Here is a 24,063-nt window from a genome sequence, read left to right as displayed (position 1 = left end):
AGGACTCGTGCGTAAAGTTCCCGCACTCATCGCAACCGCCGGACTGGTACTCGCGACCCTGACCGCTTGCAGTCCCGCCACCGGCACCGCCGACTGCGAGTCTCCGGTGTCCGCTGGGAAGGCTTCCGAGCTGGTGTCGGTGACGGGTGACTTCGACTCCGCCCCCACGATCGACTTCCCCACCCCGTTGAAGACCGAGACGACGCAGCGCAGCGAGCTCATCGAGGGAACGGGTCCCGGCCTCGTCGAGGGCCAGGTGGTGCAGATCGAACTCTCTGTCTTCGATGCCACGACAGGGGACCCGATCAAGGAGAGCGCATACGACGACACCAGCAAGGTGACCTACATCGTCGGCAACCAGATGCCGGACGGCCTCACCGACGGCCTGCTCTGCGCACAGGTCGGCTCCAGGAGCGCAGTCGTCACCGCGCCCGGCGTCGACAACACGGGCATCGACTCCGACGACTCCGTCGTGTTCGTGATCGACGTCATCAAGAGCTACAAGACGCGCGCCGACGGCGCCGACCAGCTTCCCGTCGCCGGACTGCCCGCCGTGGTCCTCACCGACGACGGCACGCCCGGGATCACCGTTCCCTCCGCCGAGCCGCCCACCGACCTGAAGATCGGCGTTCTCAAGAAGGGCGACGGCGAAGAGGTCACGGATGGCTCCACCGTCATCGTGAACTACACCGGCGTGCTCTGGAAAGAAAAGACCGTCTTCGACTCCAGTTGGACTGCCGGCCAGCCGGCCGCGATCGTCGTCGACCGCACCACGGCCGACCAGCCCCTTCCCGGCCTGGCCCAGGCGCTCGTCGGCCAGACCGTCGGATCGCAGATCATCGCCGTCATTCCGCCCGAGCTCGCTTACGGCGACCAGGCCTCAGGCGAGATCCCGGCTGATTCCACCCTGGTCTTCGTTTTCGACATCCTCGGCGTCGAATAGAGCGCACCGGCCCATCCGACGCTCCGGTCCATCCGGCACGCGGACCGGATGGGCCGGCGGCAACCAGCACCGATAGGATCGCGTACGTGTCGCCCACCCCAGAACACCAGCATCCCGTCACCGTCGAGGAACGTCTCTTCAGCCTGGTCCTCGCGCTCATCGCGACCCAGATCGGCCTGACGAAGAACGACATCCTGTCGACGGTGCAGGGCTACCGCCAGCGTTTCCAGGTCGGCGGGGACAACTCCAGCCTCGAGCGCCAGTTCGAGCGCGACAAAGACGACATCCGCGAACTCGGCATCCCGCTGGAAACCATCGAATCGCCCGATGACCCCGGCAGCAACCATCACCTGCGGTACCGCATTCCCAAGGGGCTGTACGACCTCCCCGCCGATATCTCGTTCTCACCGGACGAGATCATGCTGCTCAAGCTGGCCGCGACGGTCTGGCGCGAAGGATCCCTCTCCGCGGAGTCCCGGCGTGCGCTCACGAAGCTGAATTCCCTCGGTATCGATTCTTCCGACCCGATCGTGGGCTATGCCCCGTTCCTGCGGGCCAGGGAAGCATCCTTCGAACCGCTCAGCAAGGCCATGGACCGCGGCCAGGTGGTGGCTTTCCTCTACCTCAAGCCGGGCGAGAAGGCACCAAGACGCCGTGTCGTGTCCCCGCTGTCCGTGGTGCTGCACGAGGGCCGCTGGCACCTCTACGGCACCGACCAGGAGGCCGACGCCACCCGGACCTTCCTGCTGTCCAGAATCGTGGGCCCCGTCGTTGCCCTTCCCGGCGCAGCGGGGCACCGCGCGGACGACGGCCAGGGGCAGCGCGCCCTCGCCGAACTCGACGCCCTCTGGCAGGCCCAGACCGCCTCCATCACCGCCCTGCCCGGAACGGATGCCGCCGTCCGTCTGGGCAAGCGTGGCCTGTCCGGAGCCGCTGCCGACAGCGTCGAGCTGCACTACACCGACCTCAACATCCTCGCCGATGAGCTCGCCGGGTACGGCCCCGAGGTGCTCGTCCGTGCGCCGGACGCCCTGCGTGAGGCCGTTCTGGCCCGCCTGCGCCAGGTGCGCGACAGCCACGCCGCCCTGCCGGAGGAAGACCGATGACAGCCCAGCCCGCCAAGCCCGTCAAGCCCGCCGCGTTGGGGGCCTCGGACAAACTCACCTTCCTGCTTTCCCTGGTGCCGTACCTGATGGACCACGACAGGGTGAGCGTCACCGCCGTGGCCGACCACTTCGGCGTCACACCCGACCGGGTCAGGGACGCCGTCAACCTCATCGCCATGTCCGGCGTTCCGGGGGAGACCCGGCAGTATCTGCACGGCGACCTCTTCGACATCCAGTGGGACGAGTTCGAGACCAACGACACCATCGTGCTCACCCACCTGGTCGCCATCGACGATTCCCCCCGGTTTTCGGCACGGGAGGCTGCCGCCCTGATCGCCGGCCTGCAGTACCTCTCGGCGCTGCCCGAAAACGGCGACCGAGACGCCATAGCCTCGCTGATGGCCAAGCTCACCCGCGGCTCCACCGGCTCGCCCAGCCAGCTGGCCGTGTCCCGCACCGACACGGATGTCGCGATCTCGGGCATCCAGGCCGCCGTGCGCGCCGGCACCCAGGTGGAATTCGACTACCTCAACTCCCGCGGCATCGCCCAGCACCGCTGTGTGGACCCACTGCGTATCGAATCCGTCGACAACGACTGGTACCTGCGCGGCTGGTGCCACCTCCGCGAGGCCATGCGCACCTTCCGGTTGGACCGCATGAGCGACCTGCGCTCCACGGATGTGCCCGCCGACCCGCACGACGAGGGCGTTCTCCTGCCGGACACGCTCTTCGAGGGCTCCGCAGACGACCTGACCGTGACGATCGAACTGCCGACGCCCGCCCTCGGCCTCCTCGCCGACTACGCACCTGTCCCCACCGGGCCGGCGGCGGAGGGAGATCTCACCCGCGCCCTGGTTCGGGTGTCGCACTACCACGGGCTCAAACGCCTGGTCGCGGGCCTGGCCGGCGTTGTCACGGTCGTGGACCCTGGCGAGGCCAGACAGACCGTGGCGGACTGGGCCGCCGCCGGCGTCGCGCGGTACGAGGCCATGGCCGGCGACGACATCGATGCGCCGGGTCCGGCACAGCCGTGATGCCGCTCTGGTCCTGGATCCTGATCTGGACGCTGCTCGTCGCCGGCCTGGTTGGCATGCTGGCCTGGTTCGCGGTGCGCCTATTCCGCAAATCCATGCGGACCCTGGCCGCCCTCGACGAGCTGGGGCAGCAGGTCGCCGAGCTGGACACGGGCGCCCAACTGCCCGGCACGGCGTTCCGTCCGGCCGTATTCGAGGACCGGCGGGCCCTGGCCGCGGCGATCGAGCAGTCCAGGGTGGAGCACTCCCGTCGACGCTCCCTTCGTCGAGAACGCTCAATCAACAGAGGTAAACTACTGCAACACACTCCCTACAAGCCAGAGGATCGACCCCCATGTTGAGCAATCTGACCGGATGGCATTTCCTGATCATCCTCGTCGTCATCCTGCTGTTGTTCGGTGCGCCCAAGCTCCCGCTGCTGGCCCGCAGTCTCGGCCAGTCGATGAAGATCTTCAAGAGCGAGATCAAGAGCGACACCGTCGACCCGCCTGCCGACAGCACCGCGACGCCGGCCCGCACCGAGACGACCGACGGCACAACGCGCCCCGTCGGCCCGGGCGACCAGACGAAGCCCTAAGCACCGTGGCCGTACGCAGCGACAAGCGTGCGAATCGTGCGGGCACCATGTCGTTGGGGCAGCATCTGCTCGAACTGCGCAAGCGCCTGTTCCTGGCCGCCGCCGGCATCGCGGTTGGCGCGATCATCGGCTGGTTCCTCTCCGACTTCGTCTGGGACGCGCTGCGCGAGCCGATCTACGCCATCATCGAGGCCCAGCACCGCAACGCCCAGATCAACTACCCGGACATCACCTCGGCGTTCGACCTCAAGCTGAAGATCTCCCTGTACGTGGGCATGGTCGTGTCCAGCCCTGTCTGGCTTTACCAGGTCTTCGCCTTCCTGATGCCCGGGCTCACCCGCACCGAGAAAAAGTACTTCTACGGGTTCTTCCTCACCGCTGTCCCGCTCTTCCTGGCGGGCTGCGCGGCCGGCTGGTACGTACTTCCGCACGTGGTTGAGCTGATGACCAGCTTCGCGCCCACCGAAGATGCCGCCTTCGTGAACGCCCAGAACTACTTCGACTTTGTGCTCAAGCTCATGCTCGCGGTGGGTATCGCCTTCGTCCTGCCCGTGTTCGTCGTCCTGCTCAACTTCGCCGGGGTGATCAGCGCCGCGTCAATCATCAAGTCCTGGCGGGTCGCGATCCTCGTGATCATCCTCTTCACGGCCATCGCGACCCCCGCGGCCGATGTCGTCTCGATGTTCCTGCTGGCGATCCCCATGATCGTGCTGTACTTCACGGCCTACGGCATCGCCTACCTGCACGACAGGCGCGCCGCCCGGCGTGCGCTCGCCCTCGAACGGGAGTTGGCGCTCTAAGCGCATCAGATGACAGACATTCAGTCGCCGGCGGACCGGTACACGGCAGCACGCCTGCGCGCCCAAACGCCCAGGCTCGAGGCCTTCAGGCGCGCCCAGCGTTTCGACCTGGATGCCTTCCAGCTCGCGGCCGGCGCCTCCCTCGAAGCCGGAAACAGTGTCCTGGTCGCCGCGCCGACCGGTGCAGGCAAGACCGTGGTCGCCGAATTCGCCATCTACCTGGCCATGCAGCAGCCCACGGCGAAGGTCTTCTACACGGCGCCGATGAAGGCGCTCAGCAACCAGAAGTTCCAAGAGCTCGTCGCAGAGTACGGCGCAGACCAGGTCGGGCTGCTCACGGGGGACACCAACGTCAATGCGGGCGCCCGGATCGTCGTGATGACCACAGAGGTCCTCCGCAACATGCTCTATGCGGATTCCGACCTGCTGGCGAACCTCGCGTTCGTCATCATGGACGAGGTGCATTACCTGGCCGACCGGTTCCGGGGCGCCGTCTGGGAAGAGGTCATCATCCACCTGCCGCAGTCGGTGCGGATGGTGTCGTTGAGCGCGACGGTGTCCAACGCCGAGGAGTTCGGCGACTGGTTGCAGGCCGTCAGGGGCGACACCGACGTGATCGTCTCCGAGGAACGCCCCGTCCCGCTCGACCAGCACGTGCTCGTGAAAAGCAAGATGCTGGACCTCTTCGATTCCTCCGGCCTGGCCGCGACCCACCGGGTCAACCCCGAACTGGTCAGACTCGCCCAGTCCGGCGGCCGGCCGGTCCTGGACAGGTCCGGCGGCGGCCGTCGCGGCTCGAACCAGAGCCGATACCACCAGCAGCGCGCCCAGGCCGACTCCGGCCGCATGGACCGTGCCGAGATCGTGCGGATGCTGGAGGGCAAGCACCTGCTGCCCGCCATCTTCTTCATCTTCAGCCGCGTCGGCTGCGACCAGGCCGTGCGCCAAGTCCTCCGTGCCGGGGTGCGTCTGACCGACACCGCCGAACGCGATGAGATCCGCCAGATCGTCGACGAACGCTGCCGCACCCTGCTCGACGAGGACCTCGCCGTGCTCGGCTACTGGGAGTGGCTGGACGGTCTTGAGCGTGGCGTCGCCGCCCACCACGCCGGAATGCTGCCCGCGTTCAAGGAGGTGGTTGAAGAGCTTTTCCAGAAGAAGCTGGTCAAGGCGGTATTCGCCACCGAAACCCTCGCGCTGGGCATCAATATGCCCGCGCGCACCGTCGTGCTCGACAAGCTCGAGAAATTCAACGGTGAAGCGCGGGTGCCGATCACGCCGGGGGAGTACACCCAGCTCACCGGCCGCGCCGGTCGTCGAGGCATCGACGTGGAGGGCCACGCCGTCATCCAGTGGCAGCAGGGCCTCGACCCGCAGGCCGTCGCCTCCCTGGCGTCCCGACGCACCTACCCGCTCAACTCGAGCTTCAAGCCCACCTACAACATGGCCGTCAACCTGATCGACCAGTTCGGCCGCGAACACACCCGCGAGGTCCTCGAGTCCTCGTTCGCCCAGTTCCAGGCCGACCGGGCCGTCGTCGACCTGGCCCGCCGGGTGCGTCAGCAGCAGAGTTCCCTCGACGGCTACGCCACCTCGATGGCCTGCCACCTCGGCGATTTCACCGAGTACTCCGGCATCCGCCGACGCCTGAGCGATCTCGAACGGGAGAACGCCGCCGCGGATACGAACGCGCGCGGTCGCGACCGCCGGCAGAAGGAACTCGCCGCGCTGCGCAAGCGGATGCGCGCGCACCCCTGCCACAGCTGCCCCGACCGCGAAGCGCACGCCCGCTGGGCCCAGCGCTGGTGGAAGCTCACCCGCGAGACCGAGGCGCTGACCAGTCAGATCACCGCCAGGACCGGTGCCGTGGCCCGGGTGTTCGACAGGGTCACCGACGTGCTCCTCGGCTTCGGCTATCTGGTTCCCGGAGAGGGCAGGGCGGTCAGTCTGAGCGAGAGCGGCCGCATCCTGCGTCGCATCTACGCCGACCGCGACCTTCTCGTGGCGGAGTCCCTGCGCCGTGGCCTGTGGAACTCGCTCGACGCGCCCAGCCTGGCCGCGATGGCGTGCGCGCTGGTCTTCGAGCCGCGCCGGGACGAGGGCCTCACCGACGAGAGATTCCTGCCCAAGGGCCCGTTCCGTCCGGCACTGGATGCCACCCAGACGCTCTGGAGCCAATTGGACGACCTGGAACGCGACCACAAACTGCCCGGCAGCAACCCCCTGGCCGGCGGGCTCAGCCTGGCCATGTGGAAATGGGCCAGGGGAGACTCCCTGGGTCTAGTGCTGGAGGAGGCCGAGATGGCCGCCGGTGACTTCGTGCGCTGGACCAAACAGACCATCGACCTGCTCGACCAGCTCTCGCTCGTGGCGGACGGCCCCGTCGGCCGCACGGCCAGGGTCGCCATGGACTCCATCCGTCGCGGCATCGTCGCGTATTCCTCGGTCGCATAGGCTGTCGACGTGACGACACCCAGAGTGCCCAGCACCGGCCTGCCCCTGTGGGCGGCCGTTCTCCTGGCCGCAGGCGCCGGAGCCGTCCTGGACGGCGGATTCCCCGACCGGTCCTGGTGGATCCTCGCACCGGTCGGCGTCGTGCTGATGCTGGTGGCCCTGCTCGGCCGGGGACCCTGGACCGGCCTGGTGGTCGGTCTGGTCGCCGGACTGTCCTTCTGGCTCATCCACATCAGCTGGCTCACGCTCTACCTCGGCCCCGTGCCCTGGCTGGCCCTGGCCGGCCTCGAGGCGATCTTCTTCGCCGTCGGACTGGCGCTCACAGCCGTCGTCCTCAACGTCGGACCGCGGGTCTGGCCCACCGCGGCCGGCCGCGTGGGGGTTCTTCCGGTGATCGTCGCCGGGCTGTGGACGGCCCGCGAAGCGATCTCCGCGGTGTGGCCCTACGGTGGATTCGCCTGGGGCCGGATAGCACTCTCCCAGTCGGAGAGCCCGTTCAGCGGTCTGGTCGCGTGGGTGGGCATGTCCGGTCTGAGCTTCGTGATCGTGTGGCTCAGCGCACTCGTGCTTCAGCTCTGCCGCGAAGACGGTCTGCGCATCGGTGCCCGCTCGGCGATCGCGGTGGCGGCCGTCGCCACACTCCTGGCCTTCCCGGCCTGGCCGACGGTGCAGAGCGGCACCTCCCGGATCGCCGCCGTGCAGGGCGCCTCTGACGCCGGCCTGTTCGCCCAGAATGCCCCGGGTCAGATCCTGTCGGACCACGTGTCCGCCACCCTGCCGTTGGCGGGGGAGCCGGTGGACTTCGTGGTCTGGCCGGAGAACGGCATCGACGTCGACCCGCTCCGCTCCGCCGACTCCGCGAGAGTGGCCGACTACATCAGCACGGTCATGGATGCGCCGCTCATCGCCGGCACCATCACAGAGCGCGACGGCAAGTATTACAACACGTCGCTGCTCTGGAAGGCGGGGGAGGGCGCCGTGGACCTGTACGACAAGGTGCACCCGGTTCCCTTCGCCGAGTACATGCCGGACCGTGCGTTCTGGCGGCCGTTCGCACCGGAGCTGATCGATCTCGTCTCCCGGGACTATGAAATCGGCACCAGGGACAACGTCTTTGACATCAACGGGATCGTCGCGGGCATCGCGATCTGCTTCGACATCGCCGACGACCAGCTGGTGCACGAGATGATCGACGACAAAGCGCAGATCATCCTGGCCCAGACCAACAACGCCGACTTCGGGCACACCGACGAATCGGTCCAGCAGCTGGCCATCGCCCGCCTGCGCGCCATCGAGGCCGGCCGCACCGTGGTCAACATCTCCACGGTGGGCACCAGCGCCATCATCACCCCGGACGGCAAGACGCTCGACAGCCTGCCCACCTGGGAGGCCGGTGCCATGGTGCAGACCGTTCCGCTGAGCACCACCGATACCCCGGCCATGTCGGCCGGACGCCCCCTGGAGTGGTTCGTCTCCGGTCTTGGCCTGGCCGGCCTGCTCTTCTGCTTGGTGGCAGGTCGGTCACTGCGTCGCTCCGCCGCCGGCGTCAGGCTCGCCGTGGCCCACCCCGTCACCGACCGGGCGAAGATACGCAAACGGCGCCGGGGTTAGCCGGCGCCGTTGAACGTGGTGCGGGAGGCGATGCCTCCCGCTGGTCGGACTATGCGCCGACCTTCTGGCCGCGACGCTGCCGCAGGACCGTCAAACGTTCCTCCAGCAGTTCTTCGAGTTCGGCCCTGGTGCGACGCTCCAAGAGCATGTCCCAGTGGGTGCGGGCGATCTTCTCGTCGGAGTGGTCGACGACGACCGGCTTCGAGTCAACCAACCGGGTCGCGGTCTGGGAGCAGAAACGGCACTCCCATTCGTCCGGTGCCTCTGCTTCGGCGGAGAAAATCATCACCGTCTCGCGTTCGCACGTTGCACACAAGTACGTGTGACTGACGCGTGGGGAAAAGGTCACGCCCTCTTCGCTTTGCAGGCTCTGTGAACCCAACCTCATGCCACGTAAACTACGATCTGCCATCGTGTGGTCTCCTCTCGCGATGCATTCCTAGTTGTAAACCATCAAGCTGGACGTTATCTTTCCGTTATAGCGGATCTGACGGCGTTCTCTCAGAAACCGCCGGGTAGGCGTCTGGGGGCGGAACGGCGGGGCGCGGCGCCGGTGGCCTGCTTCCGCCGCTGTTCGGCCCCGAGCGGCGCGGCGAGGTCACAGCGGTCGGTCACGAGCCCGTCCACCCCCAGGAGAGCAGCCGGCGCATCGCGTCCGGATCGTTGACCGTCCACACGTGCACCTCCACGCCGATGGCGTGCATCTGCCGGATGACCCGAGGCGTCACGATCCGCAGCAGACCGGCATGCTCCGGCACCTGGATCGCGCTGATCCCGCGCAACAGCCGGGGGAGCGCCCACCGCTGACGCAGGGCGACGGCCGCCAGCATGAAGACCACGCCCTGGGCGGAGGCCGAGCTCACCGCGCCGGGAACCGCCCTGACGGTTCGTCGCCGCCTGCTCTCGGAGAAGGAGGTGAGCAGCACCCTGCGGCCGGCTGCCGCCGTGCGGATGGCCCGCGCCGTCGGCAGGACGGCATCGGCGGACTTCACGTCGATGTTGAAGCGCGCCTCGGGGAACGCGGCCAGCGCCTCGGCGAGGGAACAGTACGACTGCCCCCAGCCCAGGTCGATCCGGCCGAGCTGCGCCATGGTCATCCGATTCACCGGGGCTCCGGTGCCGGGCAGGGTGGGATCGTGGCTGATCACCGCCACACCGTCGCTCGTGGCATGCACATCGGTTTCCAGATGTGTCGCTCCGGCGGCCAGTGCGGCCAGGAACGCGAGCAGGGTGTTCTCCGGGGCCTCGAGGCTCAGGCCCCGGTGCGCGAGGATACGCGGCCCCACCGGGGCCAGGAATGAGGCCCGGTCAGCGCTCACGTCCAGGCTCCGGCGTTGCAGCGGCCCCGCCGGGGTCCGCGACGGGAGTGGGGCCGAAGGCCCTGCCGATGCCCTTCATGGCCTCGGTGAGTTCGCTGGGCACGATCCAGAGCTTGTTGGCGCTGCCCTCGGCGAGTTTGGGCAGGGTCTGCAGGTACTGGTAGGCGAGCAGTTTCGGATCGGGGTCGCCGTCGTGAATCGCCTTGAACACCGTGGTGATGGCCTCTGCCTCGCCCTGGGCTCGCAGCACAGCCGCCTTGGCCTGGCCTTCGGCCTGCAGGATCGCGGCCTGCCGTGCGCCCTCCGCCGTGAGGATCGCGGATTGCTTGGTGCCCTCGGCCGTGAGGATCAAGGCCCGGCGGTCACGTTCGGCGCGCATCTGCTTCTCCATCGAGTCCTGGATGGAGTGCGGCGGGTCGATCGCCTTCAATTCCACCCGGCCCACCCTGATGCCCCATTTTCCGGTGGCCTCGTCCAGCACGATCCTCAGCTGCCCGTTGATGTTGTCCCGGCTGGTCAGGGCCTCTTCGAGGTTGAGCCCGCCCACCACATTGCGCAGGGTGGTGGTGGTGAGCTGCTCGACCGCACCCAGGTAGTTGGCGATTTCGTAGGTGGCCGCGCGCGCATCCGTCACCTGGAAGTAGACGACGGTGTCGATGGACACGACCAGGTTGTCTTCGGTGATGACGGGCTGCGGGGGAAAGGAGACCACCTGCTCGCGCATGTCGATGAGCGGGCGCACCCTGTCGATGAAGGGCACCAGGATGTTCAGTCCCGGCATCAGCGTCTTGTGGTACTTGCCGAGGCGTTCGACCACGCCGGCGCTGGCCTGCGGGATGATGCGGATGGTGCGCACGAGCACCACCACTACGAAGACCAGGACAACAACGATGAGGAGTAGGACGAAGAGCTGGACGATGATCTGGTCTGGGCTGGGCACGGGTTAGATCCTTTCAGCGGGAACGACAAGAGCGGTGGAGCCATCGATGGCGGAGACCTGCACACGTTCGCCGGGGTCGATGACCAGAGCGGCCAGCCCGGGGGAGAGGTGCGCGGTCCAGGTCTCGCCGTTGTCGAGCTTCACCAGCCCGCCGAGCTCGCCGACGGTGGCGGAGACCCGGCCGCCCATACCGATCAGGGCGGCGACGTTGCTCGGCGGCACGGGGGCGCTGTCCCTCGCCAGAGCGCGCAGCAGAACGGGGCGGATGATCAGGAGCAGGAGCACGGACACGGCGGCGGCGAAGAGAATCTGCACCCACCAATCCCAGCCGAGCAGGTTCGCGCCGAGGCCGGCGACGCTGCCCACCGCGATCATCAGGAAGGTGAAATCGAGCGTCAACAGCTCGATGATGACGCACACCAGGATGAACGTCAGCCAGACAATCCACAGGTAATCGGTCAAATCCACCATCTCGCACCCCTCGCGCGTCGGTTTGCTACTGACGCTAGCACCTGGAGATGCGAGGCATGTTGATAGTCTTTATCCCCGTGAGCACACCATCGATGAATCCCCTCCAGCCCGGCAGTCTTTCGGGAAAGCGCATCCTCGTCACGGGTTCGTCCCGGGGGATCGGAGCCGACACCGTCGCCTACTTCGCCGAGGCCGGCGCCCAGGTCGTCATCAACTACCGCAACAAGGAAGCGCGGGCGAACAAGCTCGCCACCGCGATCCGCGACGCCGGGGGAACGGCCATCACCGTGGCCGCAGACCTCACCGATGCCCAGTCGGTGTCGGCGATGTTCGACACCATCCGCGCCGAGTACGGCGGACTGGACATTCTCGTGATGAATGCCTCCGGCGGCATGGAGAGCGGTATGGCCGAGGACTACGCCATGCAGCTGAACCGAGACGCCCAGGTGAACCTGCTCAATGCCGCCGTTCCGCTGCTCAGCGACGGGTCCCGGGTGGTCTTCATCACCAGCCACCAGGCCCACTTCGTCGACACCGCGTCGAACGTTGCCGTCTATGAGCCCGTCGCCCGCAGCAAGCGCGCCGGCGAGGACGCCCTGCGTGCGGTCATCCCCGAACTCGCCGAGGCCGGTATCGGGTTCGTCGTCGTCTCCGGCGACATGATCCAGGGCACCATCACCGCCGTGCTCCTCGAGCGGGCCAACCCCGGCGCCATCAGTGCCCGCCAGGATTCGGCCGGCAAGCTCTACAACGTGAGCGAGTTCGCCGCGGAGATCGTGCTCGCCGCCGTCGAGCCGGTACCCGCGAACAACACCCGGTACGTCGGCGACACCTCGGACTTCACGAGCTGAACCGACACCGGCAGCCGAGTCGCCGCCTCACGCGGCGGCGCGGCGGCCGAACGTGAACGCACGCACGAGTTGCACGAGCCCGGAGATGATCAGCATGATCCCGCCGATCGTGACGAGCACGCCGATGGTCTCCACGGGTGCGAACAGCACGATGACCCCGGCGACGATCCCGACGACGCCCAGGAGGATCCCCGGCCACCGGCTGGAGTCCGTGGTGAATTCGACGAGTGCCGCCACGCCTTCGACGATCCACACGATTCCGACGAGCAGCCCGAGCACGGCCAGCGACCCTTCGGGATTTCGCAGCGCGAGGATCCCGAGAATCAGCACCAGCACTCCGAGAACGATGTTGAGCACCCGGCCGCCCGTCGCCGCGCCGGTGCTCGCAACCCCCCTGGCGATGCGGACGACTCCGCTGATCACGAAGTAGAGCCCGAAGAGCACCGCGATGACCGACAGGGTCGCTTCGGTCCAGACCAGCAGCACGGTGCCGATCGCGATGGCGACGACAGCGCTCACCGCGAAGGCCACCCGGATCCCGGTGATCTCGCGCTCGGTCAGGTGCCCTGGATCCAGGGACAGGGCGAACACGGTGCTGCCGGTTCCGGGACTGTTCGACATGCTGCTCCTTCGGACGAATCTGGCCGGGGGAGTGATCCCCCGGGCTGCCGCCAACCTATTCCGAAGCCGACCGGGCTGCTACGGGCCCGTCACAGCGCGATCAATTCATTCCTTCCGTGACGGTATTAAATAGTGGTGCTGACCGGACTGACGTGGCTCCAATCCCACACCCAGTCCCACAGCCAGCCGGCGTCTCCAGCCGGCCGTGCGTGCCGCGCCCGTGGCACCGTCGGCCGACCGGCGTTCGGATGTCACAGCACGCTCGGAGTGGCAGGACAGGCACACCAACGGCCGGCAGATCACCGGGAAACCCGGCAGCAGGTCCGACCGTTCCGCGTCCACATATGTGACCGATAATGCACATTATGTCAACAAACATTGCGGGAAGCGGTCCTCAGCCGTTATCGAGTCCCCCGGGCCGCTCGTCGTTCGATCGACGACGCTGCACCATGCCGAACTCGTTGACCGGCTCGAATGCATCACGGTCCCAGGCGCCGGGATGTGGAACCGGACAGTTGAGCACGGTGTCGTGAGCCGAATGCTCGATGGTGTGCTCGGTCATCGGGCGCCCGCAAACCGGGCACTCGGTCAGACCCGTCGTCTCGGCAGCGTCGTAGGTGCCCACGGGCGGCGAGTCGAAGGCGGGCCGGATCCGGTCCTCCACCCAGTCGAACAGCTGGCGGGGGCCCAGGCGGTGCGCCTTGGCCGAGGATTTCTCATTCTGAACCATGGGGCCAGCGTACGCCCGCCGGCCGCCTGAAATCTAGCCGTCCTACCGCAGGGGCCGACGGGGCTCACTCCTCGCCGAAGCCCGTCTCGATCAGGTCCGCCAGTGCGTCCACAGCGGCGCGGGAACGCTCGTCCGGTCCGGAGATCTCCACCGACATCCCGCGGGTCAGCCCGAGGGACATGATGCCCAGGAGGCTGTGCGCGTCCTTCCCGTTCACCGTGATCGGGGCGTCGAAGGTGCTGGCCAATTTCACGAAGTCCGCTGCGGGACGTGCGTGCAGCCCATCCCGGTTCCGCAGGATCACCGTGCGGGAGACACCGGCATCCACGTCCTCGACCTCGTCCGAACCGGACGCGTCGACGGGTGCAGCGGCCGCGGCGGAGCGGGCGGCCGCGAGCACGGCATCGAGGTCTCCCCCGATCTCGGCGGCGACCGCGGCCGCCACCCCGCCCTCCACGAGCGGGGCGTCGGCAATGCGCACACGGTTCCGCACGTCGTCGTCGATGAAGTCGACGGCGGTCTCCGCCGAGAGGATCGCGGAGCCGAGGTCGCAGAGTATGACAACGCCCGCCCCGGAATCGGCCTCGGTGATGCCGGCGGAGATCAGGTCGAAGCTCGTGCCGATACCGCCGTCATCCCTGCCGCCGGCTGCCACAAGCGTCGTCGTCGGCGCCATCTGCCGGGCGAGCTCCACCAGGCCGGACGCGATCATGGCGCTGTGGGACACGAAGACAAGACCGACCCGCTCCTGCCCAGGCGCGGCCGCCGTCGCGTGCTCAGTCATGGTCTGGACTGCGCGGCGGCGTCGGCACCGCAGCGCAGGATGAGCGCGGTCGACTGGGCGCCGGGGTCCCGGTGCCCGATGGCGCGCTCCCCCAGGTAGCTGGCGCGGCCTTTGCGGGCGACCAGCGGTTCGGTGGCGACCGCACCGGCTTCAGCGGCATCGGCTGCGGCGGCGAGGATGGCGTCTGGCCCCGCCCCTGCTGCCTGGGCCGCTGCGGCCGCTTCCACCGCCGGGGTCCACGCGTCGATCATGGTCTTGTCTCCGGACTCGGCCTTGCCGCGCAGCACGATACCGTCGCGTCCGGCGGTGAGCAGCGCGACGATCGCGGGGCCGTCCAGTTCGGCGGCGCCGCTCACCGCCGCGGCCGCCTTGAGGTAGGCCGTGCCGTAGAGCGGGCCGGCGGCGCCGCCGACGGTGGAGATGAGCGTGGCGGCGAGCGTCTTGAGCAGTTCGGCCGGTGTGGCCGCACCGGACAGGGCGTCGAGCTTGGGCAGGATCGCCTGGAAGCCCCTGTCCATGTTCTCGCCGTGGTCGCCGTCACCGATCTCCCGGTCCAGCGTGTTGAGTTCGGCGCGGTGCTCGGACAGAACCTGCGCGCTGCTCCTGATCCAGGCTTCAGCCCATGCGACGTCTACGCTCATTCGGTCTTCCCTACTTTCCCCACCGCAGTGCGGCCGTGTGCACCGGAGCATCCCACAGGGCGGTCAACTCGTCGTCGAGTTTGAGAACCGTGATCGACATGCCCTGCATCTCCAGTGATGTTGTGAAATTGCCGACGAGCGTGCGTGTCACCTCGATGCCTCGACCGGCGAGAACTTCGGCGGCCCGTCGGAATACAATGTACAGCTCAACCTGGGGCGTCCCGCCCATTCCGTTGACGAAGAGCAGCACCTTGTCGCCGGATGCGTACGGGAGGTCGTCGAGGATCGGGCCGAGAAGACGGTCGACGATGGCGTCTGCGGGTTCCAGCTTGATCCGCTCGCGCCCCGGCTCGCCGTGGATGCCGATGCCGATCTCAATCTCGTCGTCGGCCAGCGTGAAGCTCGGTTCGCCAGCGTGCGGCACCACGCACGGGGTCAGGGCGACTCCCATCGAACGCACCTGGCCGATCACCTTTTCGGCGACTGTCGCGACGGCGGTCAGGTCGTCGCCGCGTTCCGCGGCCGCTCCGGCGATCTTCTCGACCAGGACGGTGCCGGCCACGCCGCGGCGGCCCGCCGTGTAGAGGGAGTCCTTGACGGCAACGTCGTCGTTGACGATGACCGTGCGCACCTCGATCTCGTCGGCCTCGGCGAGGTCGGCGGCGGTCTCGAAATTCAGGACATCCCCCGTGTAGTTCTTCACGATGTGGAGCACGCCCGCTCCCCCGTCGACGGCCTTCGTGGCGGCCAGGATCGGGTCCGGGGTCGGTGAGGTGAACACGGCACCGGGCACCGCCGCATCCAGCATGCCGAACCCGACGAAACCGCCGTGCAGGGGTTCGTGCCCGCTGCCTCCGCCGCTGACGATGCCGACCTTGCCGGACACGGGCGCGTCCGAGCGCACGATGAAGATGGGATCAAGGGACACACGCACGATGTCCGCGTGCGCCGCACCGAAGCCGGCGACGGCTTCATCGACAACGTTCTTCGGGTCGTTGACAAGCTTTTTCATGGCCATTCCTTCGTTTCGTCGGGACCGAGCGGCGCAGATCCGACCGCGCCGGGCACGCCTACGTGCTCCCTGACAACTTACGCGCTGCCACAGCTGCGGGTAAGTGGCAGGTGATCCCCTCAATCCACTCTGTTTCGCTCCGGGCGCTGCCGCGCTATTGTGACTGCAAATTCGCTCACCGCGAAGGGATTGCTCCGGTTCTGCCGGCATCTCGCTCCTTACGAGAAAGGTCATCGTGGACAATATCGGACTTGTGTTTTTGTCGGAGGTCCTGGGCACAGGGATGCTGGTCCTCCTCGGTTGTGGTGTCGTGGCCAACGTGGCCCTGACCAAGAACAAGGGTTTCGGCGGCGGGTTCCTCATGGTGACCTTCGGCTGGGCCTTCGCGGTCTACGCCGGTGTCATCGTCGCGTACAACTCGGGCGCCCACCTCAACCCGGCCGTCACCCTCGGCCTCGTCGCCTCCGGCGCCACCGAATTCGGTCTGGGCGTTCCGGTGAATTTCCTGTCCGTCCTCGTCTACCTGGCCGGTGAGTTCCTCGGCGCCTTCCTGGGCGCCGTCGTGGTCTGGTTGGCTTACAAGCAGCACTATGACGAGGAGCCGGAACCGGCCAACAAACTCGGCACCTTCTCCACCGGTCCCGCCATCCGCTCCTACGGCTGGAACCTGGTCACGGAGATCATCGGCACCTTCGTGCTGGTGTTCGTGGTCATCGCCTTCGGCGGCGGCCGTCAGGGCATCAGCGGGGGGCTCGGCGCACTCGGCGCACTGCCCGTCGCCCTGCTCGTTCTGGTGATCGGCGTCTCCCTCGGTGGCCCGACCGGGTACGCCATCAACCCGGCGCGTGACCTCAGCCCCCGGATCGCGCACTTCATCCTGCCGATCAAGGGCAAGGGCTCCTCAGACTGGGCGTATTCCTGGGTGCCCGTGGTCGGCCCGGTCATCGGCGGCGTCCTCGCCGGCTGGGCCTCGCTGATCTGGCTCCCCATCGTGGCGTAAGGCAGCAGGCCGGTCCGGACGGGCCGGCCTGCTGCCCTGCCCGGCATCAGTGCGGAATCCCCGACACCGTCTTATAGTTCTGTCCAAGCCAGTTCGTAACGTACAAGGAGGTACACCATGGCTCAGTATGTACTCGCCATCGACCAGGGCACCACCAGCTCCCGCGCCATCATTTTCGATCACTCCGGCTCCATAGTCTCCACCGGTCAGCTCGAGCACGAGCAGATCTTCCCCCGTGCCGGTTGGGTCGAGCACGACCCGATGGAGATCTGGGACAACACCCGTGAGGTGATCGGCCAGGCACTCTCCAAGGCCAATCTCACCCGGCACGACATCGCGGCCGTCGGCATCACCAACCAGCGCGAGACCGCCGTGGTCTGGGACCGCACCACGGGCAAGCCCGTGTACAACGCCATCGTCTGGCAGGACACCCGCACCCAGCCGATCGTGGACAGGTTGGCCGCCGACGGCGGCGTTGAGCGGTTCAAGCAGAAGGTCGGCTTGCCGCTGGCCACCTATTTCTCCGGCACCAAGATCGTCTGGATCCTCGAGAACGTCGAGGGTGCCAGGGAGAAGGCCGACGCCGGCGACCTGATGTTCGGCACCACGGACTCCTGGGTGCTCTGGAACCTCACCGGCGGTCTCGAGGGCGGCGTGCACGCCACCGACGTCACCAACGCCAGCCGCACCCTGTTCATGGACCTGGAGACTCTGGCCTGGGACGACGAGATCTTGGCCGTGTTCAAGGTTCCGAAGTCGATGTTGCCGGAGATCAGGTCGTCCTCCGAGGTGTACGGCACCGTCAACGAGCACAGCCTGCTGCGTGAGGTGCCGATCGCCGGCATCCTCGGCGACCAGCAGGCCGCCACCTTCGGCCAGGCCGCGTTCGACCAGGGCGAGGCCAAGAACACCTACGGCACCGGTAACTTCCTGATCTTCAACACCGGCACCGAGATCATCCACTCCAAGAACGGGCTGCTCACGACACTGGGCTACAAGCTCGGCGACGCCGAACCGCACTACGCCCTGGAGGGATCCATCGCGGTCACCGGTGCTCTCGTGCAGTGGCTGCGGGACAACCTCGGCATGATCACCTCGTCCGAAGAGATCGAAACGCTGGCTGCCACAGTCGACGACAACGGCGGCGCCTACTTCGTGCCGGCGTTCAGCGGCCTGTTCGCGCCGTACTGGCGCTCGGATGCCCGCGGCGCGCTCGTGGGCCTCACCCGGTTCGTCAACAGGGGCCACATCGCCCGCGCGGCGCTGGAGGCCACGGCTTTCCAGACCCGCGAGGTCCTCGATGCGGTCAACGCCGACTCCGGGGTGCCGTTGACCGAGCTCAAGGTGGACGGCGGCATGATCAAGAACAACCTCCTGATGCAGTTCCAGGCGGATATCATCGGTGTTCCGGTGATCCGCCCGGTCGTCGCGGAGACGACGGCGTTGGGGGCTGCGTACGCGGCCGGACTGGCCGTCGGGTTCTGGAGCACTCTGGACGAGCTGCGCTCCAACTGGCAGGAAGACAGCCGGTGGACGCCGCAGCTCAGCGACGCAGAGAGTGCCCGTCAGCTACGCAACTGGAAGAAAGCCGTCACGAAGACCTTCGGCTGGGTCGACGAGGACGTGCTCTAACCCCGCGCGAACCGAGGAGGGAGCGGTCAAGCGTGGCTCGCGTGTACCCACTGCGCCAGCTTGGCCGCTCCGGCCCCGGAGTCGATGGCCTCTGCCGCCACGGCCAGCTTCGCTCTGAACCTGTCCAGGATGCTCACCTGGGACTGGGCCGGATCGTGGGCGAGGTCGTAGGCGACCAAGCCCGCCGCGGCGTTCAACAGCACGATGTCGCGCACCGGGCCGGTCTCCCCCGCCAGGACCGTGTGCACGACCTCCGCGTTGTGGGCGGGTGATCCGCCTACAAGCTGATCGATGGTGGCCCGTGGGATGCCCAGGTCCCGCGGGTCGATGTCGTGCTCGGTCACGAGGCCCCTGGACACTTCCCAGACGTGGCTGTGTCCCGTCGTCGTGAGTTCGTCCAGGCCGTCGTCCCCCCTGAAGACCAGAGCGGATGCGCCCCGGGTCTGGAAGACGCCCACGAACAACGGAACCCTGTCGAGGTTGGCGACTCCCACGGCGGAGGCCTCCGGCCGGGCGGGATTCACCAGCGGCCCGAGGAAGTTGAACACCGTGGGGATCCCGAGCTCGGCGCGCACAGTGGCGGCATGCCGGAATCCGGGGTGGAAGGCAGCCGCGAACGCGAAGGTGATGCCGGTCGAATCCAGAACCGACGCGACCACGTCGGCGGACAGGGTGAGATCGATCCCCAGCGCGGCGAGAACATCCGACGATCCCGATGCGGAACTGGCCGCTTTGTTGCCGTGCTTGATCACCGGCACGCCCGCAGCGGCGCAGACGATCGAGGCCATGGTGGACACGTTGACGGTGCCGAACCGGTCTCCCCCGGTGCCCACGATGTCCAGCCCCATGGAGTTCACGTTCAGTGGCACCGCGTGGTCGAGGATCGCGTCGCGGAAGCCGACGATTTCGTCGACGGTCTCCCCTTTTGCGCGCAACGCCACGAGGAACCCGGCGATCTGGGCCTGCGATGCCTCACCCAGCACGATGCGCTCCATGCACCACGCGGCATCGGCGACGCTCAGGTCGTCCCCGCGGAGCAGGGCATCGAGAATATTGGGCCAGGACTGGATTTCGAGCATGATCTGATCTTAATCATCTCCACCGTGCCACGACGCTTCCGCCCCGCAATTCCGCCCCCATCAGGCACTAGTTAGGGTGGCCTAACCTCGGATTAGGGACGTATGGCACTTCAGGATGAGAAAAACCTGTGCAGTAATCGGCCATAATGGAAGAGTGACGACGACCTCAATTACTCCTCGGGCGACCCTCCCCGTAGTGAACAGGCCCAACAGCGTGGCGGTTGGCACCATTGTCTGGCTGGGCAGTGAGGTCATGTTCTTCGCTGGCCTCTTTGCCATCTACTTCACCCTGCGCTCCACCTCCCCCGAACTCTGGCAGTTCGAGACCGAGAAGCACAACTTCACCTATGCATTGGTGAACACGCTGATCCTGGTCTCCTCTTCCATCACGTGCCAGTTCGGCGTCTTCGCGGCCGAGCGCCTGCAGGCCAGGTCGACCGGCTGGAAGCCGAGCCAGTGGGGCATGGTCGAGTGGTTCTTCCTTACCTACGCCCTGGGCGCCATCTTCGTCTCCGGTCAGGTCATGGAGTACGCGACGCTCGTCTCCGAAGGTGTGACCCTGTCGTCCAACGCCTACGGTTCGGCCTTCTACCTCACCACCGGTTTCCACGGCATCCACGTGACCGGCGGTCTGATCGCATTTCTTCTCGTGATCGGCCGTGGTTTCGCGGTCAAGAACTTCGGTCACAAGGAAGCCACCAGCGCCATCGTGGTTTCGTACTACTGGCACTTCGTCGACGTCGTCTGGATCGGGCTCTTCCTGGTCATCTACGTTCTTAAATAACAAGCAGGAGCGGACACACTCAGCATGCCCAGGACTCAGAAACCTACCAACGGCAAGACCCGCCGTTCCGGCCGGCGCAGCCCGCTCGCGAGCGTTGCCCTCATCGCCATCGGCCTGCTCTTCACGGGCGGCGCCTACGCGGTGTTCAGCACCAGCACGGCAAGTGCGGCGACCGACACCGCTTCGCAGCAGACCGTCAGCGAGGGCGAGAAGCTTTTCGCCGCCAACTGCGCCACCTGCCACGGCCTCAGCGCCGAGGGAACCGGCTCGGGCCCCAGCCTGATCGGCGTCGGCGCAGCCTCCGTCGACTTCCAGGTCGGCACCGGACGCATGCCCATGCAGGCCAACGGCCCGCAGGCCATCGTCAAGCCCGTGCAGTTCACCGAAGAGCAGACGGCGGCTCTCGCCGCCTACGTGGCTTCCCTCGCCCCTGGGCCCGCCGTTCCTGCGGCCGAGCTGCTTGATGCCCAGGGCGACGCCGCCGCGGGTGCCGAGCTGTTCCGCATCAACTGCGCCATGTGCCACAACGTCGCCGGTGCCGGCGGTGCTCTCACCGAGGGCAAGTACGCCCCCGCCCTGGAGGGCGTCACCCCCCAGCACATCTACGAGGCAATGATCACCGGCCCGCAGAATATGCCCGTGTTCAACGACATGAACATCTCGCCCGAGGACAAGCGCGACATCATCACGTACCTCAAGTACGTGGAGAACAACCCGTCGCCGGGTGGATTCGCTCTCGGATCCCTCGGACCGGTGTCCGAAGGCCTCTTCCTCTGGATCTTCGGTCTGGGCGCCATCGTCGCCCTCACCGTGTGGATCACGGCGAAATCCAACTGATCGGCACTCGGTCATGACCCCACGCACACAGACAGCACGACCACAGACAGCATCAACACAGACAGCACCAGCAGCGCCCATGAAGGAGAACAATGGCCAGCGATGAGACCAGCGGAAAGGACCTGACCGCTGCCGACTCCTCGAGCGTCGAGCACGGTACGGCCTCCGCAGGCACCGCCGTCGTGACCCGCGACGCCGTGGCCAACCCGGGCTTCCCCCCGCACCGGCCCCGTATCACGGACCTCGACCCGCGTGCAGAGAAGCGCGCCGAGCGCACCGTCTACACGCTGTTCTACCTCTCGATCGTCGGCAGCGTCTTCGCGATCGCCGCCTACATGATCTTCCCGATCGTTCCGGAGGACCCGGGTTCGGTCCGCCTGAACAACCTCTTCATCGGAATCGGCCTGGCCCTGGCCCTGCTCGCACTCGGCATCGGAGCCGTGCACTGGGGCAAGGCGCTCATGCACGACGAAGAAGGCATTGACGAGCGCCACCCGGTCCGCGGCAGCGACGAGACCCGCGCCCGCGCCGTCGAGATCTTCCAGGAGGCCAACACCGAGTCCGGTTTCGGCCGCCGCACCCTGATCCGCAACAGCCTGATCGGCGCTCTCGTGGTCTTCCCCCTGCCGGCAGTGGTGCTCTTCCGCGGCCTCGCGCCGCAGGATCAGGACCCCGTCGCTCTGCTGAAGCAGACCTTGTGGAAGAAGGGCACCAGGCTCGCCCTTGACCCCTCCGGCACCCCGATCAAGGCCTCCGACGTGACCCTCGGGTCGTCGTTCGCCATCATCCCCGAGGGTCTGACCGACCTCGAACACGGCAAGCTCGAAGAAAAAGCGAAGTCAGCCGTCATCCTGGTCAGGATGAAGCCGGAAGACCTCATTCAGTCCCCCGAGCGCGCCGGCTGGTCCTACGACGGCATCGTCGCGTACTCCAAGATCTGCACCCACGTCGGATGCCCCGTCGGCCTCTACGAACAGCAGACCCACCACCTGCTGTGCCCGTGCCACCAGTCGCAGTTCGACGTGGCCGACCACGCGAAGGTCATCTTCGGACCGGCCAAGCGTCCCCTCCCCCAGCTGCCCATTGCGGTGGACGCTGAGGGTTACCTGATCGCGCAAAGCGATTTCCTTGAACCCGTCGGACCGAGCTTCTGGGAGCGACAGTGAGTACAACAACCGAAATGAAATCCGCCGACACGAAGAAGTCCGGCGGCTTCACCGGCGCCGCGGCGAATTACATCGACGAGCGCACGAGCATCTCCACCGCGGTCAAGGAGTTGGGTCGCAAGATCTTCCCCGACCACTGGTCGTTCCTGCTCGGTGAGGTCGCGCTGTACAGCTTCGTCATCATCCTGCTGTCCGGCTCGTTCCTGACGTTCTTCTTCCAGGCGTCGATGGCCGAGGTGCACTACGACGGCTCCTACGTGCCACTCAAGGGCGTCGAGATGTCGGTCGCCATGGCGTCGTCCCTCGACATCTCCTTCGATGTGCGCGGTGGCCTCCTGATGCGTCAGGTACACCACTGGGCGGCGCTGCTGTTCGTAGCGTCCATCGGACTGCACATGCTGCGTATCTACTTCACCGGCGCGTTCCGCAAGCCGCGCGAGCTCAACTGGGTCATCGGCTTCGTGCTGTTCATCCTGGCGATGGCCGAGGGCTTCACCGGATACTCGCTCCCCGACGACCTGCTCTCCGGTAACGGACTGCGCATCATCGACGGCATGGTCAAGGGCATCCCCGTTGTGGGCACCTGGATCTCGTTCCTGCTGTTCGGCGGCGAGTTCCCGGGCACCGACATCGTCGGACGGCTCTACTCCCTGCACATCCTGCTGCTGCCGGCCATCATCGTCGCGTTGATCGCCATGCACCTGCTCTTCGTCGTGGTGCACAAGCACACGCAGTACCCCGGAGCGGGCCGCACCAACAACAACGTCGTCGGCTACCCGGTCCTGCCGGTCTACGCCGCGAAGGCCGGTGGATTCTTCTTCATCGTCTTCGGCGTCGTGATGCTGCTGGCCTCGTTCTTCACGATCAACCCGATCTGGAACTACGGACCGTACGACCCCTCCCCCGTATCCGCCGGCACCCAACCCGACTGGTACATCGGCTTCGCCGACGGAGCCCTCCGCCTGATCCCGCCGGGACTCGAGATGGTCTGGCTCGGCCACACCTGGTCGTTCAACATCCTCATTCCCCTGGTGGGCCTGGGCCTGTTCATCGCCGTGGTGCTGTTCTACCCGTTCCTGGAGGCCTGGGTCACCGGCGACAAGCGCGAACACCACATCCTGGACCGACCCCGCAACGCTCCGACCCGAACCGCCATCGGAGCCGCCGGTGTCACGTTCTACGCCGGACTGTGGGCAGCCGCGTCCTCGGACATCATCGCGACGCACTTCAAGCTCACGATGGAGGGTGTCATCCACACCCTGCAGGCCGTCGTCATCCTCGGCCCGTTCATCGCCTACTTCATCACCAAGCGCGTCTGCCTCGCGCTCATGAAGAAGGACCGCGAGATCGTGCTGCACGGCTACGAGTCCGGCCGGATCGTGCGTCTGCCCGGTGGCGAGTACATCGAGGTGCACCAGCCCGTCGACGAGTACGAGCGCTGGAAACTGGTCAGCTACACGGACTACAAGCCGCTCACCGTCGCACCCAACGCGCAGGGCAAGATCTCGCCCGTGCAGAGGATCCGCGCTGGGCTGTCACGCTGGTTCTTCGAAGACCGGATCGCACCGGTCGGCAGCAAGGAACTCGAAGAGAGCCACGGCGATCACCACTAGCACCCCAGGTGAGCCGGTTCGGGCACCGAACCCACTCCAGACCCTGTCTGAGTGGCTT

General features: G+C 66.9%; 25 protein-coding genes. 15 read left to right on the top strand and 10 right to left on the bottom strand.

The genetic code is table 11. The annotated features are described in order from the left end of the window. Positions 1-7 precede the first annotated feature (7 nt). The 8 genes from BJQ94_RS09235 (at position 8) to lnt (ending at position 8,525) form a co-directional block, all read left to right on the top strand. Positions 8-943 (top strand): FKBP-type peptidyl-prolyl cis-trans isomerase, encoded by a 936-nt coding sequence (locus tag BJQ94_RS09235; RefSeq protein WP_265401059.1) that lies wholly within the window; start codon positions 8-10, stop codon positions 941-943. Positions 944-1,029: 86 nt separating this feature from the next. Further along, positions 1,030-2,049, top strand: coding sequence for a WYL domain-containing protein (locus BJQ94_RS09230; protein ID WP_265401060.1), 1,020 nt, complete (start codon positions 1,030-1,032; stop codon positions 2,047-2,049). After that, positions 2,046-3,083, top strand: coding sequence for a WYL domain-containing protein (locus BJQ94_RS09225; protein ID WP_265401061.1), 1,038 nt, complete (start codon positions 2,046-2,048; stop codon positions 3,081-3,083). The genes BJQ94_RS09230 and BJQ94_RS09225 overlap by 4 nt, the downstream gene beginning before the upstream one ends. After that, positions 3,083-3,424 carry a hypothetical protein gene (locus tag BJQ94_RS09220; RefSeq protein ID WP_265401161.1) on the top strand — a complete coding sequence of 114 codons (342 nt, stop codon included), beginning with the start codon at positions 3,083-3,085 and terminating at the stop codon, positions 3,422-3,424. The genes BJQ94_RS09225 and BJQ94_RS09220 overlap by 1 nt, the downstream gene beginning before the upstream one ends. Next, on the top strand, positions 3,418-3,660 hold the full coding sequence (tatA, locus tag BJQ94_RS09215) for a twin-arginine translocase TatA/TatE family subunit (protein WP_265401062.1): 243 nt from the start codon (positions 3,418-3,420) through the stop codon (positions 3,658-3,660). The genes BJQ94_RS09220 and tatA overlap by 7 nt, the downstream gene beginning before the upstream one ends. A 47-nt stretch (positions 3,661-3,707) precedes the next feature. Beyond that, the gene (tatC, locus tag BJQ94_RS09210; protein WP_265401162.1) at positions 3,708-4,460 is read left to right on the top strand and encodes a twin-arginine translocase subunit TatC; all 753 of its coding nucleotides are present in this window, start codon (positions 3,708-3,710) and stop codon (positions 4,458-4,460) included. Between the two features lie 9 nt (positions 4,461-4,469). Beyond that, entirely contained in the window at positions 4,470-6,914 is a 2,445-nt protein-coding gene (locus tag BJQ94_RS09205) for a DEAD/DEAH box helicase (protein WP_265401063.1), read from the top strand. 9 nt (positions 6,915-6,923) lie between these two features. Next, the gene (gene lnt, locus BJQ94_RS09200) at positions 6,924-8,525 is read left to right on the top strand and encodes an apolipoprotein N-acyltransferase (protein WP_265401064.1); all 1,602 of its coding nucleotides are present in this window, start codon (positions 6,924-6,926) and stop codon (positions 8,523-8,525) included. A gap of 49 nt (positions 8,526-8,574) precedes the next feature. Here the strand turns inward: lnt and BJQ94_RS09195 are convergent, their stop codons facing one another. From BJQ94_RS09195 to BJQ94_RS09180, 4 genes are all read right to left on the bottom strand, one after another. Beyond that, a complete protein-coding gene (locus BJQ94_RS09195) occupies positions 8,575-8,937 on the bottom strand; it encodes an RNA polymerase-binding protein RbpA (RefSeq protein ID WP_130177507.1) in 363 nt (120 codons plus the stop codon). A gap of 199 nt (positions 8,938-9,136) precedes the next feature. Further along, entirely contained in the window at positions 9,137-9,844 is a 708-nt protein-coding gene (locus tag BJQ94_RS09190; RefSeq protein WP_275875590.1) for a glycerophosphodiester phosphodiesterase family protein, read from the bottom strand. Next, complete coding sequence (locus tag BJQ94_RS09185) at positions 9,834-10,784, bottom strand: SPFH domain-containing protein (RefSeq protein ID WP_265401066.1); 951 nt, start codon at positions 10,782-10,784, stop codon at positions 9,834-9,836. Before BJQ94_RS09185 ends, BJQ94_RS09190 begins: the two co-directional genes overlap by 11 nt. Before the next feature lie 3 nt (positions 10,785-10,787). Continuing rightward, entirely contained in the window at positions 10,788-11,255 is a 468-nt protein-coding gene (locus BJQ94_RS09180; protein ID WP_265401067.1) for an NfeD family protein, read from the bottom strand. Positions 11,256-11,347: 92 nt separating this feature from the next. Between BJQ94_RS09180 and BJQ94_RS09175 the strand changes: the two genes are divergently transcribed. Continuing rightward, complete coding sequence (locus tag BJQ94_RS09175; RefSeq protein WP_265401163.1) at positions 11,348-12,106, top strand: SDR family oxidoreductase; 759 nt, start codon at positions 11,348-11,350, stop codon at positions 12,104-12,106. A 27-nt stretch (positions 12,107-12,133) separates the two neighbouring features. On the opposite strand, the gene BJQ94_RS09170 is transcribed toward BJQ94_RS09175, so the two are convergent. The 5 genes from BJQ94_RS09170 to dhaK form a co-directional block, all read right to left on the bottom strand. After that, positions 12,134-12,727: a DUF308 domain-containing protein gene (locus BJQ94_RS09170; protein ID WP_265401068.1), complete on the bottom strand. Its 594-nt coding sequence runs from the start codon at positions 12,725-12,727 to the stop codon at positions 12,134-12,136. Between the two features lie 394 nt (positions 12,728-13,121). Further along, positions 13,122-13,457, bottom strand: a complete 336-nt coding sequence (locus BJQ94_RS09165; RefSeq protein WP_265401069.1) for a hypothetical protein — start codon at positions 13,455-13,457, stop codon at positions 13,122-13,124. A 64-nt stretch (positions 13,458-13,521) separates the two neighbouring features. Continuing rightward, positions 13,522-14,241, bottom strand: coding sequence for a dihydroxyacetone kinase phosphoryl donor subunit DhaM (gene dhaM / locus BJQ94_RS09160; protein WP_265401070.1), 720 nt, complete (start codon positions 14,239-14,241; stop codon positions 13,522-13,524). After that, positions 14,238-14,882, bottom strand: a complete 645-nt coding sequence (dhaL, locus tag BJQ94_RS09155; protein ID WP_265401071.1) for a dihydroxyacetone kinase subunit DhaL — start codon at positions 14,880-14,882, stop codon at positions 14,238-14,240. Before dhaL ends, dhaM begins: the two co-directional genes overlap by 4 nt. 10 nt (positions 14,883-14,892) lie before the next feature. Continuing rightward, the gene (dhaK, locus tag BJQ94_RS09150; RefSeq protein WP_265401072.1) at positions 14,893-15,894 is read right to left on the bottom strand and encodes a dihydroxyacetone kinase subunit DhaK; all 1,002 of its coding nucleotides are present in this window, start codon (positions 15,892-15,894) and stop codon (positions 14,893-14,895) included. 232 nt (positions 15,895-16,126) lie between these two features. On the opposite strand from dhaK, the gene BJQ94_RS09145 reads away from it, so the two are divergent. Both BJQ94_RS09145 and glpK read left to right on the top strand, forming a co-directional pair. Continuing rightward, the gene (locus BJQ94_RS09145; protein ID WP_265401164.1) at positions 16,127-16,894 is read left to right on the top strand and encodes an MIP/aquaporin family protein; all 768 of its coding nucleotides are present in this window, start codon (positions 16,127-16,129) and stop codon (positions 16,892-16,894) included. A gap of 117 nt (positions 16,895-17,011) precedes the next feature. Next, positions 17,012-18,526 (top strand): glycerol kinase GlpK, encoded by a 1,515-nt coding sequence (gene glpK, locus BJQ94_RS09140; protein ID WP_265401073.1) that lies wholly within the window; start codon positions 17,012-17,014, stop codon positions 18,524-18,526. A 26-nt stretch (positions 18,527-18,552) separates the two neighbouring features. On the opposite strand, the gene trpD is transcribed toward glpK, so the two are convergent. Then, positions 18,553-19,605 (bottom strand): anthranilate phosphoribosyltransferase, encoded by a 1,053-nt coding sequence (gene trpD / locus BJQ94_RS09135; RefSeq protein WP_265401074.1) that lies wholly within the window; start codon positions 19,603-19,605, stop codon positions 18,553-18,555. Positions 19,606-19,720: 115 nt separating this feature from the next. Here trpD and BJQ94_RS09130 point away from each other — a divergent pair, with 115 nt between their 5' ends. The 4 genes from BJQ94_RS09130 (at position 19,721) to BJQ94_RS09115 (ending at position 24,005) form a co-directional block, all read left to right on the top strand. Further along, the gene (locus tag BJQ94_RS09130; RefSeq protein ID WP_265401075.1) at positions 19,721-20,389 is read left to right on the top strand and encodes a heme-copper oxidase subunit III; all 669 of its coding nucleotides are present in this window, start codon (positions 19,721-19,723) and stop codon (positions 20,387-20,389) included. A 24-nt stretch (positions 20,390-20,413) separates the two neighbouring features. Then, a complete protein-coding gene (locus BJQ94_RS09125) occupies positions 20,414-21,226 on the top strand; it encodes a cytochrome c (protein WP_265401076.1) in 813 nt (270 codons plus the stop codon). Positions 21,227-21,318: 92 nt separating this feature from the next. Next, the gene (locus tag BJQ94_RS09120) at positions 21,319-22,392 is read left to right on the top strand and encodes a Rieske 2Fe-2S domain-containing protein (RefSeq protein ID WP_265401077.1); all 1,074 of its coding nucleotides are present in this window, start codon (positions 21,319-21,321) and stop codon (positions 22,390-22,392) included. A 14-nt stretch (positions 22,393-22,406) separates the two neighbouring features. Then, positions 22,407-24,005 carry a ubiquinol-cytochrome c reductase cytochrome b subunit gene (locus BJQ94_RS09115; RefSeq protein ID WP_265401078.1) on the top strand — a complete coding sequence of 533 codons (1,599 nt, stop codon included), beginning with the start codon at positions 22,407-22,409 and terminating at the stop codon, positions 24,003-24,005. Positions 24,006-24,063: the final 58 nt, after the last annotated feature.

Origin of the sequence: Cryobacterium sp. SO2 (assembly GCF_026151165.2) — a bacterium.
In the GTDB taxonomy this organism is placed as follows: Bacteria; Actinomycetota; Actinomycetes; order Actinomycetales; family Microbacteriaceae; genus Cryobacterium.
The sequence above is the reverse complement of the archived record's forward strand: the minus strand, read 5'-3'. Positions and strand labels throughout refer to the sequence as shown.

Bases quoted from the DNA above. Each gene is read 5' to 3' on its own strand.
- BJQ94_RS09175 (WP_265401163.1), top strand. From the start codon at position 11,348: ATGAATCCCCTCCAGCCCGGCAGTCTTTCGGGAAAGCGCATCCTCGTC.
- BJQ94_RS09180 (WP_265401067.1), bottom strand. From the start codon at position 11,255: ATGGTGGATTTGACCGATTACCTGTGGATTGTCTGGCTGACGTTCATC.
- BJQ94_RS09125 (WP_265401076.1), top strand. From the start codon at position 20,414: ATGCCCAGGACTCAGAAACCTACCAACGGCAAGACCCGCCGTTCCGGC.
- glpK (WP_265401073.1), top strand. From the start codon at position 17,012: ATGGCTCAGTATGTACTCGCCATCGACCAGGGCACCACCAGCTCCCGC.
- tatA (WP_265401062.1), top strand. From the start codon at position 3,418: ATGTTGAGCAATCTGACCGGATGGCATTTCCTGATCATCCTCGTCGTC.
- BJQ94_RS09115 (WP_265401078.1), top strand. From the start codon at position 22,407: ATGAAATCCGCCGACACGAAGAAGTCCGGCGGCTTCACCGGCGCCGCG.
- BJQ94_RS09120 (WP_265401077.1), top strand. From the start codon at position 21,319: ATGGCCAGCGATGAGACCAGCGGAAAGGACCTGACCGCTGCCGACTCC.
- trpD (WP_265401074.1), bottom strand. From the start codon at position 19,605: ATGCTCGAAATCCAGTCCTGGCCCAATATTCTCGATGCCCTGCTCCGC.
- tatC (WP_265401162.1), top strand. From the start codon at position 3,708: ATGTCGTTGGGGCAGCATCTGCTCGAACTGCGCAAGCGCCTGTTCCTG.
- BJQ94_RS09130 (WP_265401075.1), top strand. From the start codon at position 19,721: ATGAGAAAAACCTGTGCAGTAATCGGCCATAATGGAAGAGTGACGACG.
- BJQ94_RS09225 (WP_265401061.1), top strand. From the start codon at position 2,046: ATGACAGCCCAGCCCGCCAAGCCCGTCAAGCCCGCCGCGTTGGGGGCC.
- BJQ94_RS09205 (WP_265401063.1), top strand. From the start codon at position 4,470: ATGACAGACATTCAGTCGCCGGCGGACCGGTACACGGCAGCACGCCTG.
- BJQ94_RS09220 (WP_265401161.1), top strand. From the start codon at position 3,083: ATGCCGCTCTGGTCCTGGATCCTGATCTGGACGCTGCTCGTCGCCGGC.
- BJQ94_RS09165 (WP_265401069.1), bottom strand. From the start codon at position 13,457: ATGGTTCAGAATGAGAAATCCTCGGCCAAGGCGCACCGCCTGGGCCCC.
- dhaK (WP_265401072.1), bottom strand. From the start codon at position 15,894: ATGAAAAAGCTTGTCAACGACCCGAAGAACGTTGTCGATGAAGCCGTC.
- BJQ94_RS09170 (WP_265401068.1), bottom strand. From the start codon at position 12,727: ATGTCGAACAGTCCCGGAACCGGCAGCACCGTGTTCGCCCTGTCCCTG.
- BJQ94_RS09195 (WP_130177507.1), bottom strand. From the start codon at position 8,937: ATGGCAGATCGTAGTTTACGTGGCATGAGGTTGGGTTCACAGAGCCTG.
- dhaM (WP_265401070.1), bottom strand. From the start codon at position 14,241: ATGACTGAGCACGCGACGGCGGCCGCGCCTGGGCAGGAGCGGGTCGGT.
- dhaL (WP_265401071.1), bottom strand. From the start codon at position 14,882: ATGAGCGTAGACGTCGCATGGGCTGAAGCCTGGATCAGGAGCAGCGCG.